At 35.8% G+C, this 13,844-nt stretch carries 14 protein-coding genes and 1 tRNA gene; 5 read left to right on the plus strand and 10 right to left on the minus strand.

The features are described from left to right. Window positions 1–54: 54 nt before the first annotated feature. From ACN5L8_RS09730 to ACN5L8_RS09750, 5 genes are all read right to left on the minus strand, one after another. A complete protein-coding gene (locus ACN5L8_RS09730; protein ID WP_419172919.1) occupies window positions 55–1,887 on the minus strand; it encodes a phospholipase D-like domain-containing protein in 1,833 nt (610 codons plus the stop codon). 83 nt (window positions 1,888–1,970) lie between these two features. Beyond that, entirely contained in the window at window positions 1,971–2,765 is a 795-nt protein-coding gene (locus ACN5L8_RS09735) for a 2-oxo acid dehydrogenase subunit E2 (protein ID WP_419172920.1), read from the minus strand. Continuing rightward, entirely contained in the window at window positions 2,762–3,007 is a 246-nt protein-coding gene (locus tag ACN5L8_RS09740; RefSeq protein WP_334677994.1) for a DUF1653 domain-containing protein, read from the minus strand. The genes ACN5L8_RS09735 and ACN5L8_RS09740 overlap by 4 nt, the downstream gene beginning before the upstream one ends. After that, window positions 3,007–3,543, minus strand: coding sequence for a CopD family protein (locus tag ACN5L8_RS09745; protein ID WP_419172921.1), 537 nt, complete (start codon window positions 3,541–3,543; stop codon window positions 3,007–3,009). The genes ACN5L8_RS09740 and ACN5L8_RS09745 overlap by 1 nt, the downstream gene beginning before the upstream one ends. Next, window positions 3,543–5,126, minus strand: coding sequence for a phosphoenolpyruvate carboxykinase (ATP) (locus ACN5L8_RS09750; RefSeq protein WP_419172922.1), 1,584 nt, complete (start codon window positions 5,124–5,126; stop codon window positions 3,543–3,545). Before ACN5L8_RS09750 ends, ACN5L8_RS09745 begins: the two co-directional genes overlap by 1 nt. A 227-nt stretch (window positions 5,127–5,353) precedes the next feature. On the opposite strand from ACN5L8_RS09750, the gene alaS reads away from it, so the two are divergent. The 3 genes from alaS to ACN5L8_RS09765 all read left to right on the plus strand — a co-directional run bounded on the left by alaS (window position 5,354) and on the right by ACN5L8_RS09765 (window position 8,785). Next, complete coding sequence (gene alaS, locus ACN5L8_RS09755) at window positions 5,354–7,924, plus strand: alanine--tRNA ligase (protein WP_334677996.1); 2,571 nt, start codon at window positions 5,354–5,356, stop codon at window positions 7,922–7,924. 138 nt (window positions 7,925–8,062) lie between these two features. Continuing rightward, complete coding sequence (locus ACN5L8_RS09760; RefSeq protein ID WP_114705638.1) at window positions 8,063–8,416, plus strand: hypothetical protein; 354 nt, start codon at window positions 8,063–8,065, stop codon at window positions 8,414–8,416. 69 nt (window positions 8,417–8,485) lie between these two features. Further along, the gene (locus tag ACN5L8_RS09765) at window positions 8,486–8,785 is read left to right on the plus strand and encodes a hypothetical protein (RefSeq protein ID WP_419172923.1); all 300 of its coding nucleotides are present in this window, start codon (window positions 8,486–8,488) and stop codon (window positions 8,783–8,785) included. Here ACN5L8_RS09765 and ACN5L8_RS09770 read toward each other — a convergent pair. Both ACN5L8_RS09770 and ACN5L8_RS09775 read right to left on the minus strand, forming a co-directional pair. Further along, complete coding sequence (locus ACN5L8_RS09770) at window positions 8,782–10,011, minus strand: sensor histidine kinase (protein ID WP_114705636.1); 1,230 nt, start codon at window positions 10,009–10,011, stop codon at window positions 8,782–8,784. The two genes, ACN5L8_RS09765 and ACN5L8_RS09770, sit on opposite strands and share 4 nt — an antisense overlap. 222 nt (window positions 10,012–10,233) lie before the next feature. Beyond that, a tRNA-Met gene (locus ACN5L8_RS09775) sits at window positions 10,234–10,309 on the minus strand. A 142-nt stretch (window positions 10,310–10,451) separates the two neighbouring features. On the opposite strand from ACN5L8_RS09775, the gene ACN5L8_RS09780 reads away from it, so the two are divergent. Together ACN5L8_RS09780 and ACN5L8_RS09785 are read left to right on the plus strand one after the other, a co-directional pair. Further along, entirely contained in the window at window positions 10,452–10,754 is a 303-nt protein-coding gene (locus tag ACN5L8_RS09780; protein WP_114705635.1) for a hypothetical protein, read from the plus strand. 100 nt (window positions 10,755–10,854) lie between these two features. Then, window positions 10,855–11,862, plus strand: coding sequence for a tryptophan--tRNA ligase (locus ACN5L8_RS09785; RefSeq protein WP_419172924.1), 1,008 nt, complete (start codon window positions 10,855–10,857; stop codon window positions 11,860–11,862). Between the two features lie 3 nt (window positions 11,863–11,865). Here ACN5L8_RS09785 and ACN5L8_RS09790 read toward each other — a convergent pair whose 3' ends face one another. Genes ACN5L8_RS09790 through obgE form a run of 3 tightly spaced genes read right to left on the minus strand, consistent with a single transcriptional unit; the run spans window position 11,866 to window position 13,811 of the window. After that, on the minus strand, window positions 11,866–12,333 hold the full coding sequence (locus ACN5L8_RS09790) for a 23S rRNA (pseudouridine(1915)-N(3))-methyltransferase RlmH (protein WP_114705633.1): 468 nt from the start codon (window positions 12,331–12,333) through the stop codon (window positions 11,866–11,868). Between the two features lie 11 nt (window positions 12,334–12,344). After that, entirely contained in the window at window positions 12,345–12,806 is a 462-nt protein-coding gene (gene rsfS, locus ACN5L8_RS09795) for a ribosome silencing factor (RefSeq protein WP_114705632.1), read from the minus strand. After that, window positions 12,807–13,811 (minus strand): GTPase ObgE, encoded by a 1,005-nt coding sequence (gene obgE / locus ACN5L8_RS09800; RefSeq protein WP_114705631.1) that lies wholly within the window; start codon window positions 13,809–13,811, stop codon window positions 12,807–12,809. It lies immediately after the preceding gene. Window positions 13,812–13,844: the final 33 nt, after the last annotated feature.

Here is a 13,844-nt window from a genome sequence, read left to right on the forward strand (position 1 = left end):
ATCTATTCATCCTTTCCACCCATGAAAGTATTAGTACGACTAATTTATCGGATATTATTTGATTTTATTAAATTTAAGAGGAACAGAGTTGGCCATATCCCTTACAAAAACCTCGTCTAGCTCTTTATTAAGCTGCTCATCAAGGCAAAGGATTGTATTTTCATAAGAGTGGTCTGTGGCATTATGTTGAAAGTTATAGCTTCCAATACTTGATAAAATGCGATCAAAATAGAATACTTTTGAATGAAGAAAGCTTAAATGAAGCCATACGTTCGTTGTATCATATTTTGCGTAGTCATTAATTAGATTATTAAAGTGTGCAACTCCAAAATAGTCATTCCACTTATCAATACTTTTGACTTTCTTTTTTATTTTCTTATTTCGTTTTTTTTCAGATAAATCATAATCTTCTAATAACTTTCTTATTTCTTGATTTTTGAAGTCGATGATCTCATTACCAGTCATATCTGTTCCTGTTGTAATGAAGTCAACTGGTAGCCCTCTTTCTTGTAAACTCTTAACTTTAAAATGTAGTTTATTAAACATTTTAAATGAATCGAGCTTCTCAATGAATGGAGCATCCTTAAAAACAGAAGGGTAGTATGTGTCTGTTCGAATTGGGTCCATAATACCTAGGTAGTTCTTTGTATTATCCAGTGCCAGAAGATAAGCCTCTCCAATATTTCTTTGATTCTCATATGGTGATTGTTGAATGAAGCGACATACTCCTTTCATTCTTCTATCTGAATCATTAAGAATTTCTCTGTAATACTCTTGACCGCGCTTTTGAAGTAATCTTTCTTCATCTCTTTTCGTTTCATACATACTAAGCTTATGAGAGAGATTATGAATATCTTTTCCTGTGTACCTTACTATACGCCTTTTGTGGTCTCTAATTGGGCGTGTTTTCTTCTTTTTAAAATATTGCCAGTCTTTTAAAAATCCAATAGCAATATCAGTAACCATCGGTCCCTCTATGAGAATATCGATATCTTTGTTTTTAAAGTCTGTTCCCATTGAAAGATTATCTGCATTGAGTTGATTTTGTCCTCCAACTATTGCGATCTCTCCATCTATAATCAATTTCTTGTGGTGATAAACTGTTCTTCCCTCATGGCGCCAAAAATCATTTGCCCTGATGAATTGTACTCCGGCTTTTTTAAGTCTCTTTGGGCATTCACTATGACCAAGGAGCTTAGACATCATACTGTCATCCATTGCATAAACTTCAACGCCTCTGTTCTTTGCTTTAATAAGTTCGCTAACAAGAACCTTCACAGATGAATCACAGACAAAGCTTAACGATGACATAAGGATCTCATCTTTAGCATTTTTGATTAGACTTAATTTCCTCTGATATGAATTTGTATTTTCTAGAACTTCTATCTTATTTCCAAAACTCAATTCAGACTTTGAAACTTTATCCATTTTCTTGTTAAAGCTTTCAGTGAAAAATCTATGATTTAAGTTCTTATAATCAATTTGATGATAGTTCTTTGAAAACTTCGATAAATTATCTAGTTTTTCTAGCAATGGTGGATGATTTAAGAATCCCCATTCTCTAAGAGGTCTAGTATCTGTTAAATGGAATCTTTCTTCTTTTGAAAAATCGAATTGAGAATAATAGTTGATTTTCGCCTCATTAAAAGTTTGGCCATTATAGAATTCAATATATTTATCAATATCTATTTTAAAATCGGTTTGAAGTTTATACCAATTTAGCTCATACCATTGTGAGTTTTGTAGACGTCCGTAAGAGTCTTTTTCGTATATGTAATTATCTCTTTCACTAGAAGAAAGATCGATAACATAAGGAGTATCGCCAAAAGGGATCTGGGCCATTACTGACGAAGCTAAGCTTAATAGAATGAGGCTCTTTTTTAACATAGATATAGTTTAAGTGAGACTCGTGGTTTTTTATTGAAGTTTGAAAATTCTACTGGGCCGTTTAATTGGAAGACAGGTGTAATTTAAAGTAGTTGTGGACTTTCCACATACTTTTTAATGCCTGCAATAATTCGACTGGCATAAACTCCATCAATAATTCGGTGATCTAGAGTTACACCAACGCTAAGTGTTTTCTGTATGATGACCTTGTCATCTTCTACAATAGGCTCATTTTTAACTTTAAATAAGCTCAGAACTATTGGTACATGAGATATCGTTGGGATAGGAGCAAATGCAAACTCGGCACCAAAATTTCCTACACTTGTAATCATACATGAGCCAAATGGGTCATTCTTTACACCAAATAGCGGTGAGTAGAAATTGAATCGATACATTGCAAGATCAAGTAAATAGAGAAGGGGACGAGTTAGGAAATTAGGAATGAGAGAGACAATCTTTTTTACTTTTTTAAAAGACTTATCTTTATTGTCTCTAATATTTTGAGCACTTTCCATGAGCTCTTTTTTTATTTCAAATACTGACTTTTTGTCGGCATCTCGAATAATCGCTCCGGAAAGATCATGTCCTTTGTGATCGACAGATATTTGTAAGAAGATATCGACACTTTCTCGTTGGTAGAGGTTTGCACCTCTTACGATTCGATTTATCTCAGGATTTTCATGAAACACTTGTGCGATGACTTTTGTAAATAAGTGAGTTGGTGTAACTCCATTTTCTTTTGCAAAGCTTTCAAAGTTTTTGGCATTAAACTTAAGAAGTCCATAAGTCGATGGGTCAACAGGCATTTTCCAAGTATTGATGGAAACTTTTCTCCACGAAGACAGACGCTTTACCTTCTTAAGCTTAATATGTTTCATAGGCGGGAATTGCCCTTTTGATCACCAATATATTTAAAGCGTGGTGTCTCAACACCATCGATGACAACAGTTTCTAAAAACATTTCTTTTGGTCTAACCCAAAGTTTTCCAAGATCGTTTTCATAAAGACATTCATAGTAAACTAATTCTTCAAGTGTTTCAGAATGTCTCACAGTATCGTGTACGATATAATTCATTCCTTTGTAGTGTTGGTATAGTCCACCCTTAACAATGTCTTTCATTAATCTTTTCTCACTTTACGATAAAATTTAATGGCCATCATAAGAACCACTGCAAGACCTACTATCGCTCCAATTCCATAAAAGATTCCTTGTAGTGTTTTTACTACTGCAAGAAAGACAATGGCAAAGAGGAAGAGAGTGGCCACTTCATTCCAGATACGAAGAAAAGAACTAGAATGCTTAAAAATATTATTTTGTAAGTCTTTATAAATACGATGACACTTAAATTGATAGACTAAAAGTAAGAGTACAAGAGTCAGTTTTAAGTGAAGCCAGTAGTGTCCTGTTAATGGCCAATAAGTCGTATAAACTAATGCTAAACCAAAAATAATTGTAAATATACACGCAGGCCAAGTAATTCCATACCATAGCCTACGTGACATAATTTTAAATTGTGCACTTAAAATATCGCGTTCAGTTTGTGACTTGTCTTGTGCCTCTGTATGATAAATAAAGAGGCGAACAATATAAAAAAGTCCTGCAAACCAACAAACAATACTAATTAAATGGAAAGCTTTTAAATACTCGTAAGTCATTACTTTCCAAATGTTGGAGCACCTGAGATATTTTCTTCATAGAAATTCCCAAATGTACTCATTTGCTTATGAAAGCTATCAGCAAGTTCTTGAGCTTTCTTTGTATAAGCTTCTTGATCTTCCCAAGACTTCTGTGGATTTAGAATCGTGCTTGGAATTTCTCCAACCATCTTTGGAATATGTAGACCAAAGATTGGGTCTTGCTCTGTTTCTACTTTATCAAGATTATTTGCTTGAATATTTCTAATGATCTGTCTTGTGATATTAAGTGGGAAACGTTGTCCAGTACCGTATGCACCACCAGTCCAACCAGTGTTAACCATCCAAACGTTAAATCCTAATTTATCAATATATTCACCTAGAAGTTTTGCGTACTCACTTGGGTGGCGAAGCATGAAAGGTGCACCAAAGCATGATGAGAAAGTAGCTGTTGGCTCTTTTACACCGATTTCTGTACCTGCTAGCTTTGCAGTATATCCTAGAACAAAATAGAACATTGCTTGTTCTTTTGTAAGCTTTGCCACTGGCGGTAGAACACCAAATGCATCAGCAGATAGGAAGAATACATGCTTAGGAATATCTCCACGTGAAGATGTTTCTAATTCTTCGATGAATTCTAGAGGATATGATGCACGTCCATTCTCTGAAAGAGTCTTGTCATAAAAATCAACAAGTCCTGTATTCTCATCAAGAATAACGTTTTCAAGTAATGAACCAAAACGATTAGAAGCTTTATAGATTTCAGGTTCACCTTCTTTAGAAAGCTTATATGTTTTTGCGTAACAACCACCTTCAAAGTTGAATGTACCTGCTTCACTAATTCCGTGTTCATCATCACCGATTAGGAATGTTCCTTCATCAGTTGAAAGAGTTGTTTTCCCTGTTCCAGATAAACCAAAGAATACTGAAACTTCACCATTTTCAAGACGTGAAGCACCTGAGTGAGTCGGCATAATATTTGATTCTGGCAGAAGGTAGTTCATGGCCGCAAACATACTCTTTTTGATTTCACCTGCATAAAGAGTACCAGCAATAATTGTTAGTTTTGATTTTAAACAAGTAACAACAGCAGTTTCAGAACGAAGACCAAACTCTTTTGGGTCTAGTTGTAATTCTGGTGCGTGAAGAATTGTAAAATCATTTTCATTAAAGTCTCTAACCTTATCTCTAAATAAGTGAGTTGAGAAAAGTGCATGATTTGGATTTGTTGTCACAAGTCTTGCTCCAAGATTGTGTACTTCATCAGCTCCAACACTTCTTTCTGTAATAAATAGGTCACGATCTTGATTTAGGTAGTTGATGATATGACTCTTTAGCTTAGAAAAAGCATCAGGTGTCATTTCTTTAAAGTTATTTTCCCACCAAATAGTGTTTTCTGTAACTTCATCGCGAACGATGTAGCGGTCATTAGCACTTCGTCCCGTATGCTTTCCTGTCTCGACAACAAGCGCTCCATCTTTAGTAAGTTTTCCAATGCCACGAGCAACTGTTTCTTGGATTAAAAAACTACGTGGTGAGTCCACAAATATTCTATTATTTGGGCGCTCCATGTTAATTCCCATGTCTGCATAAAATTGAGTCATACATCATCTCCTGTTCGTAATATTGCGCACATGTTGTTTCTTTCTTCTTTGGTATAAATATATGCTTTTTAACCCACATTGATAATAGTTTTTATCCTAAATCTGGTCATATTTTTTAACGCTAGAAGTAGTCGGAAGCTCGATTTTATAGTATATTTTGGGGACTTATACACATAATGAATGATGCAAGTAGTAATACTGGCAAAGAAATATAAGGAAGAAAAATTATGCAGCCACTTTCGTCTCGAGAAATTAGAGAGAAATTTTTAGAATACTTTGAAAAGATGGACCATTTAAAAATCGGTGCTTCATCGATCGTTCCTCAAAATGATCCGACACTGCTTTTTATAAATTCAGGTATGGCGCCATTAAAGAATTACTTTCTTGGAAAAGAAACGCCACCATCACCAAGGCTAGCAAATTATCAACCTTGTATTAGAACTAAAGATATTGATGATGTTGGAGATCGCCATCACTTAACAATCTTTGAAATGCTAGGGTCGTGGTCAATTGGCGATTATTACAAAGATAAAGCATGTAAGCTTGCATATGACCTACTTGTTGATGAATTGGACTTTGATCCAAAACGCCTATATTTCACTGTTTATGGTGGAAATGAAGACCTTGGTATTAAGCCAGATACTGAGTCAATTGAAGCATGGAAAAAGTGCGGTGTTCCTGAAGATCATATTGTTGTTCTAGGTGATGATAATTTCTGGGGACCAGCTGGGGACCATGGACCTTGTGGCCCATGTACAGAAGTTTTCTATGATACTGGTGCTGAATATGGCCCTGAATATAAACCAGGTGGACATTTTGATGATGTAAGTCGTTACATTGAGATTTGGAACGCTGGTGTCTTCATGGAGCTTAATAAGAAGAAGGATGGTACCTTTGAGCCACTTCCTCTTAAGTCTGTTGATACAGGTTCTGGTCTTGAAAGACTTGCTATGGTTATGAATGGTTGTGACTCAGTATATGAAACAGATCTTCTCGCTCCTCTAATGCAACTTTCAAAAGAGTTATTAGGCAAAAATACTGATGTTCAAACAGAGCGTATGATCTCTGATCATATGCGTGCAAGTATTATGATCCTTGGTGAAGGGATTATGCCAGGAAACGAAGGTCAAGGTTATATTCCAAGACGTTTAATTAGAAAGTGTGTTGCGGCCTGTATTTCAAGAGGCGTAAAACCAGTCTTTAAAAAGCATATTCAAAAAACAATTGAGATGCTTGGTGATTACTATCCACAGCTTAAGTCTGCCCGTGAAGCAATCATCTATAATATGGAACAAGAAATTAATGAATTTGTTCCTATTGTTGAAAATGGCCTTAAGAAAATTGAAGAGGAGCTTTCAACGAATCCTAAATCTAAAGAGCTATTTCCTGGTCATGTAGCATTTGAGCTTGTGACGACTCATGGGCTTCCTTTAGAAGTAATTAAGGCAGAGCTTGCTTCTAAGAATATCGAGTTTGCTGAAATTGAATATAACGAATGTTATGAGGCCCATCGAAAAGCTTCTCGAGTTATTTCGAGAAAAGGCGGGGTGGCAGCAGATCAAGAAAGAATTGAGCTTGAGTTTATTGAAGTCGATGATACAGAGTTTACTGGATACGATTCTCTAGAAACTGATAGTGAAATTTTAAAGATTTATCGTGACGATGAAACAACATACTTTGCAACAAAGCACACACCTTTTTACGGTGAGTCAGGTGGACAGGCCGGTGATATTGGAACTGCTAGAACTGCAACGGGTGAGTTACAAATTCTCGATACGATGAAAGTTAAGAATGTTCATGTTCACGTTGCTAAAGTTATCTCTGGTGAAATTGAAACTGGTGAGAAGATTGAATTAATTGTTAATGAAGATAATCGCAAAGCTTCAATGAGAAATCACTCTGCGACTCACTTACTTCATTCAGCTCTTCACGAAGTAATTGGAAAGCATGCAATTCAAAAAGGTTCAATGGTTACAGCCGATCGATTACGTTTTGATTTTCAAAACCCACAAGCTGTTTCAAATGAAGAATTAATAAAAGTTGAGGCCCTTGTTAATAAGTGGATTATGCAAAATGATTCACGTACCACAAAGCTTTGTTCATATGAAGAAGCAATTGATAGTGGAGCGATGGCACTATTTGGTGAGAAATACGATAGTGATGTTCGAGTTATTGCCTTTGGAAAAGATAGTGTTGAACTTTGTGGGGGAACTCACGTTGGCCGCACAGGTGATATTGGTTTATTTGTTATCACTTCCGAAACATCTGTAGCTAAAGGAATTCGTCGTATTGAAGCGGTTACTGGATCTGCTGCAATTAAAGTTATGCAGGAAAGATCGGCATTATTAAATGCTGCGGCCAAAGAGCTAAGTACTAAACCGACTGAAGTTCCTGCCCGTATCAAAGATCTGCGCTCTGAGATGAAAAAGAAAATCAAAGAAGCACAAGCAAAAGCTGCACAAGGTGGATCAACTGAATTTAAAAAAGAAGTAAAACGTGATTACGAAGGCTTCAAGTTATTTGCTGCAACTATGGAAGCAGACGCTAAGGCCGTAAAAGAAGTCGGTGATAACCTAATTAATAAAGGCGACTATCAATTAATCTGTCTTTTAACAAAAGATGACAAAGGGATGAAATCATTTGTTTGGTCTAACTCAGATGTGAAAGCCGGTGACTTCTTAAAGAAGATCCTAGAGCCAGTCTCTGGACGTGGTGGTGGACGCCCAAATTTCGCCCAAGGTGGTGCTCCTGATGTTAACTCAGGCACACAAGTTATTGAATTTATTGAATCACTATAATGTAAATTGGCCTAGTTCATTAACTAGGCCAATCATTGTCTAAAATCCTAACACGTTAATCATTCTTACAATCTTCAATAACTTAGAACCTGTTCTAGGGTATAAAGTTTATGTCTTTTTGATTATGGAGTGTAAGACGTGACTACTAAGAAATTACCTACAGACTCTCTTTCGAGAGAAATTCGCCGTTTAACTATGCAACTTGAGTTGATTGAAAGACACTTGCAATCAGCAGAAATTGAGCAAAGTCGTGAAGTCGTCGAAAAATCAATCATTCTAAAAATGAACGATATGACTTCTTCCAATATAAATTATCTTGGAAAATTAAAGGGTGTACGTGGCACAAAATTAAAGAAGCGCTACGTTCAGGCCGAAATTACTTTATTAAGTAAGGGGATTAGTCGTTTCCCTGAAAAAAATGAAATACGCTTAAAACTCTTAAAGGATCGTTTCAATATTGCCATTGAACGTTTCAATCAAATATCTGCATAAAACTTGTTCATAATTAACTTTTTCTTTACCCAACTCCGAAGAGCTGGGAAGATAGAGATGGAGTTAATTATGGGAAGTTTCAATTATTCACATTCATATATTCAAAAGGTATTTACAGCACTTGAGTTTTGTACAAATAATCGCTCACGTGTGAATGATATCTTTTATTTTTCGTCTCTGAGACATGTGGATGCTCCTCTTATTGAAGCGAAAGTTATTCCTGTTGAAGTCGTTGAGAAGATAATAGGAACTTGGATAAATTGCTACCGTGAATTGCTCGAAGATAAGCACCTTCTAAATGAAAGTGGATTAAAGCATCTGGCCCATTGGCAAGAGTTACTAATGCTTCCTCCTGCCGGTCTCCACTAAGATTTCTTAGCAAGATTAAAGGCAAGGGAAACTCTAGTTCCAATCTTATGCTCTGATGAAATTGCTACACGCCCATTTGAATAATCAGTAAAGTATTTAACAATAGGAAGTCCATAGCCCGTTCCTGATTCACCATGTGTACCTATGCGCTTTGACTTCTTATCAAACTTAAAAATATCTTTAATTAAGTTCTTAGGTATACCAACACCCTTATCGATAACGTCAATATATAGCTTTTGTGTATCATTATAGACTTTAATCAAAATATCCTGGCCATCATGACTAAATTTGATGGCGTTAGTTAATACATGCCCAAGGATATGATCCGTCAGAACTCTTTTTTCACATAGGAATGATTTATTAGTATCAATATCAAAATGTAGCTTAAGGTTTTTTGTATTATGACTTTCAAAAAATCTCTTAGAGTAACTATGAATGAAGTCAGGTGAGATCTCAGCTTTTTGAAAAGTTAGGTTATCTGTATCAAGTTGAAAAGTACGAACAGACTTAATGATCTCTTCGATTTTACTAAATGAATTATTAATTTGTTGCTCCGACTTCATCCCAAGATCATGCTTCCTAGATAAGTTTTTGATCTTAAGTTTTAGAATCGTAATTGGATTAGATAAGTCGTGTAGGACAACATGTAAAAGAGTGTCCAATTGCTTATTTGTATATATAAGACGCGTTCGATGATTTGATTCAAGCCAAATATAAAAAGAGAAATAAACGGTTGTTAACGCTGAAAATTGAATAATATTTGAGCGAAGTAAAGACTTGTATTCAATTGATGTTAATGGCCTAACCAACTCTAAAATATGGTAGTCGAATACTAGAAAGAATGTGAAGACACATAACATGACAAAAAGTCCCGTTAGCATACCTGTTCTTTTATAGAAGACGCCCATAAAGATTGGGGTACCAGTAATCCAAAGAACACCTGGAGAATTCAATCCTCCAAATGAGAAGATCAATAGATTCATCATTAGGATTGATGGAATAACACATGTGAATTTCTCTAAATGATCAAGCTTTAAAATCTTAGCAAGGATGAAAACAATAAACTGTAGAGCAGCTATCGAATAAAACATCTCTTTTGAAACAACTTCAAAAATTATATGTGGAAAATATATGAAGTAATAGAGATAGCTTATTCCCACCATGAGCATTGTTGCCATGAGTAGGAATCCCTCAATCTTATTCTCTTTGTCTGTGTTGAAATTCATTGCGGGAGACTAACTTAATTTCCTTGAATTATCTAGCCTTATTGAAATTTATTTACGGTAAAAAGTCTTTAAATTCAGTCGCTTAACTACTTTTGTTTAGGATAGTTAAAGTTTTAAAGTATAACTTATAGATAATACTTTGAATCGATTCTTTACAGTGAAATAACTTAGAGAAAGTATCGTTTTAAGAAGAGTGGCTTAGTTTGTGAATTTGTTTGGAATTGGTTGCGGGGATAGGATTCGAACCTATGACCTTCGGGTTATGAGCCCGACGAGCTACCAACTGCTCCACCCCGCGACAAAGTAAAATCAATATATTATCGAAAGCTCCTTATGTCAAATTAAAATTGTCAGACATAAATTACTAAAATTCCTTGAGTTGCTACCGATATGAACTATGTATGAGGGATGTGAAAAAATAAATTTTTTGGAGATTAACAATGGAAATGCAAAACCACAGTAAGCTAACTATTGATATCGATACAACAGAGCTTACTCCAGCGCAACTTCGAGCTATCAAAACAATCAATATGCTAATGGCACATATTATTACAACGGAAGACGAAGCCGACTTCTTTGATGGAACGGCCGAAACAATGCGCTTGTGTGCTTCACTTGTTAAGCAATCTCGTTTTTGTCACCAAGACTCTTCTATCCCTTATGGCGATCAGGCCTTAGAATTTGCTATTGAAGCATTAACAGAATTGATGGAATCATCATCTGTTGTTAAATACGATAATTAAGAATAAAAAATTTCTGAATATAAGAAAGGGCCTAAGGCCCTTTTTTTTTGTCTAATAATTAGCTATAAATGACTGTGAACTTTTATCAATAGGCTTGAGAATGAGTAATGAGAAGATTTGTTTGACTGGTGTAAAGCCAACGGGAATGCCACACCTAGGTAACTTCATTGGTGCTATTAAACCAGCAATAGAAAATGTGAAAAACTCTGATATGGAAGGATACTTCTTTATTGCTGACTACCATTCTCTTATTACAGTTCACGATGGTGAGCAGCTTCGAAATGACATTTATGAAGTTGCCGCTACTTGGTTAGCAGCTGGCCTTGATCCAGATAAGGCCGTTCTTTACAAGCAAAGTGATATTCCAGAGATTACTGAACTCAACTGGATTATCTCTTGTTTTGCATCGAAAGGATTAATGAATCGAGCACATGCTTACAAGGCAAAGAAGGATAGGAACGCAGAAGAAAAACGCGATGAGGATTATGGAATTAATATGGGACTATTTTCTTATCCTGTATTAATGGCCGCTGACATTCTTTTCATGAATACTAAGTATGTTCCTGTTGGTGAAGATCAACTTCAGCATATTGAAATCGCACGTGATATCGCTTCAAGCTTTAATCATAAATATGGTGAAATTCTAACTCTTCCTGAAGCAATTGTTAGCAAAGAAGAGAATAAGTTACTACCTGGCCTTGATGGACGTAAGATGAGTAAGTCTTATAATAATCATATTCCATGTTTCATTCCAGAGAAGAAGCTTAAGAAAATGATTAATAAGATCACAACTGATTCGACTCCTCCAGAAGCTCCAAAGAATCCAGATGACTCTCTAATCTTTGATATCTATAAGTTCTTTGCAACAAAAGAAGAGCAAGATGCACTTGCAAAAAGATACCAAGAAGGAATTGGCTGGGGTTATGCCAAGCTTGAACTCTTTGAGGTTGTTAATCGTGAGCTAAAACCAATGCGTGAGAAGTATGATGCATTAATGGCAGATAAGTCTCAGATTGATAAAATTTTAGCTGATGGTGCTGCTAAGATACGTCCTATTGCTCAAGAGAATCTACGTCGCATTAAAAAAGCAATTGGTGTTTCAAACTAAGATTTAATTTTTATGATAAGGATGATCTTGTTTAATTGTTTGAGCACGATAGAGTTGTTCAACAAAAACAAGTCGAGCGATCTTATGTGGAAATGTCATAGGGGAGAGTGATAGTTGGAAATCAACAGTTTTTAAAAACTCTCTAGGAAAGCCAGCTGCTCCACCAATTAGAAAACAAATTCCACACTGTTTATTTTCCATCGTTTCATAAACATATTGGCTAAGTTTATCACTTGTTAAGGTTTTTCCATGTTCAGTAAGTGCAACAATATGCTGCTTTCCATGTTTGGCCTTAATGGATTCAACTTTATTTAAGAGTTCTTTTAATTCGAGATCAATATTTTCTTTGTGGCCCTTGCATTCATGGATGTGAAGTTTTGGGAAGTTAATTCGTTTGTGATAATCGTTCTCAAGGGCGATGAGATTCTTATCCTTTAACTTCCCAATGACGATGAGATGAAAGTCTTTCATAACTTGAAGGTTTAGAAATAACCTTTTTCATCACCTGAAGTTGATTCAGCTTCATCTGAATAATAATATTCGTTTGGAATATCAACTGAAGGAACAGACCATAGATTGTCGATATCGTAAGCTTCACGAGATGATTCATCAAAGATGTGAACAATGATATCTCCAGCATCGATAAGAATCCAATCTGTTGACTGGTGAAGACCTTCTTTGGAGACAATTGTTTGCCCCTTGCGCTTCATTTGCTTACCAATCTCATCAGACATCGCATTTGCCATTGCAGAGTTCGTTGCAGAAGCAAGAACAAAGTAATCAGCAAGAGATGTTGTCTTTCTCATATCAAGAACTTTAAGGTTAATACCTTTGAAGTTTCCTAGAATCCATGCACTTGCCATTGCAATATTTAATGGAAATTCTAATTCCTTATTATCTGCAATTTCATCAACATTTTTATTAATAAACTCGTTTTGTGACATTTATTCGTCCTTTATCGTTTTAAGCATTAGTGATTTTAATATATCAATATTTAATCCTGAAACAGAAGAAATTGGTAAGCACTTGCGATCAATTTGCTCTTCAAAAAAGACTTGAAACTTTTTGATCTCTTCATCTGTCATTGCATCAATTTTTGTTAAGCAAACGATTTCTTTCTTATTTAAAAGGTCTTCGTTATATCTACCAAGTTCTTGGCGAATAATTACATATTGCTCAAAGGCCTCGTATTCATCGAGACACCAAGAAACATCAACAAGATGAACAAGTGACTTTGTTCTTTCTATATGTTTTAAGAATTTAATTCCAAGTCCCTTTCCCTCAGAAGCATCTTCAATAAGGCCGGGGATATCAGCAACAACAAAAGAGTCTTCTTCACCTAGGGTAACAACACCTAGGTTTGGCTCTAAAGTTGTAAAAGGGTAGTCGGCGACTTTTGGTTTTGCCGCTGAAATTGAAGATATTAATGTTGATTTACCAGCATTTGGTAAACCTACCAATGCGATATCTGCTAGAAGTCTAAGTTCTAATTCAACATCAAGTTCTTGCCCTTCTTTTCCGGCCGTTGCTTTTCTTGGAGCTTGGTTTGTTGCACTTTTGAAGTGTAGGTTACCAAGTCCACCACGGCCACCTTCTGCTACTTTGATTCGCATACCGTGATCAGTTAAGTCTGCAATGACCTGACCATTTTCTTGTAAGCGAACAATGGTACCAACTGGTACTTTGATTGTGAGGTCGTCTCCAAAAGGGCCACACATCTGGCGGCCACCACCTTGCTGACCATGTTCAGCACGATAGATTTTCTTTCCACGAAAGTTGACGAGAGTATTCATCCCTTCATCTGCTTCGAAGAAGACACTTCCTCCATCTCCACCGTCACCACCATCTGGGCCTCCAAATGGGATATACTTCTCACGGCGGAAGCTTACGCATCCGTTACCACCGTTTCCGGAGATTACTGTTATTTTTACTTCGTCAATAAACTTCATAATTTCTCACTCTTTATAGAGCGTTTATATAAA

This window comes from Halobacteriovorax sp. (assembly GCF_048381875.1).
GTDB lineage: Bacteria > Bdellovibrionota > Bacteriovoracia > Bacteriovoracales > Bacteriovoracaceae > Halobacteriovorax_A > Halobacteriovorax_A vibrionivorans.

What these genes read in the sequence shown, in the direction of transcription:
- ACN5L8_RS09730 (WP_419172919.1), bottom strand. Translation starts at nt 1,887, where the DNA reads ATGTTAAAAAAGAGCCTCATTCTATTAAGCTTAGCTTCGTCAGTAATG.
- ACN5L8_RS09780 (WP_114705635.1), top strand. Translation starts at nt 10,452, where the DNA reads ATGGAAATGCAAAACCACAGTAAGCTAACTATTGATATCGATACAACA.
- obgE (WP_114705631.1), bottom strand. Translation starts at nt 13,811, where the DNA reads ATGAAGTTTATTGACGAAGTAAAAATAACAGTAATCTCCGGAAACGGT.
- ACN5L8_RS09735 (WP_419172920.1), bottom strand. Translation starts at nt 2,765, where the DNA reads ATGAAACATATTAAGCTTAAGAAGGTAAAGCGTCTGTCTTCGTGGAGA.
- ACN5L8_RS09745 (WP_419172921.1), bottom strand. Translation starts at nt 3,543, where the DNA reads ATGACTTACGAGTATTTAAAAGCTTTCCATTTAATTAGTATTGTTTGT.
- ACN5L8_RS09770 (WP_114705636.1), bottom strand. Translation starts at nt 10,011, where the DNA reads ATGAATTTCAACACAGACAAAGAGAATAAGATTGAGGGATTCCTACTC.
- rsfS (WP_114705632.1), bottom strand. Translation starts at nt 12,806, where the DNA reads ATGTCACAAAACGAGTTTATTAATAAAAATGTTGATGAAATTGCAGAT.
- ACN5L8_RS09750 (WP_419172922.1), bottom strand. Translation starts at nt 5,126, where the DNA reads ATGACTCAATTTTATGCAGACATGGGAATTAACATGGAGCGCCCAAAT.
- ACN5L8_RS09785 (WP_419172924.1), top strand. Translation starts at nt 10,855, where the DNA reads ATGAGTAATGAGAAGATTTGTTTGACTGGTGTAAAGCCAACGGGAATG.
- alaS (WP_334677996.1), top strand. Translation starts at nt 5,354, where the DNA reads ATGCAGCCACTTTCGTCTCGAGAAATTAGAGAGAAATTTTTAGAATAC.
- ACN5L8_RS09790 (WP_114705633.1), bottom strand. Translation starts at nt 12,333, where the DNA reads ATGAAAGACTTTCATCTCATCGTCATTGGGAAGTTAAAGGATAAGAAT.
- ACN5L8_RS09765 (WP_419172923.1), top strand. Translation starts at nt 8,486, where the DNA reads ATGGGAAGTTTCAATTATTCACATTCATATATTCAAAAGGTATTTACA.
- ACN5L8_RS09740 (WP_334677994.1), bottom strand. Translation starts at nt 3,007, where the DNA reads ATGAAAGACATTGTTAAGGGTGGACTATACCAACACTACAAAGGAATG.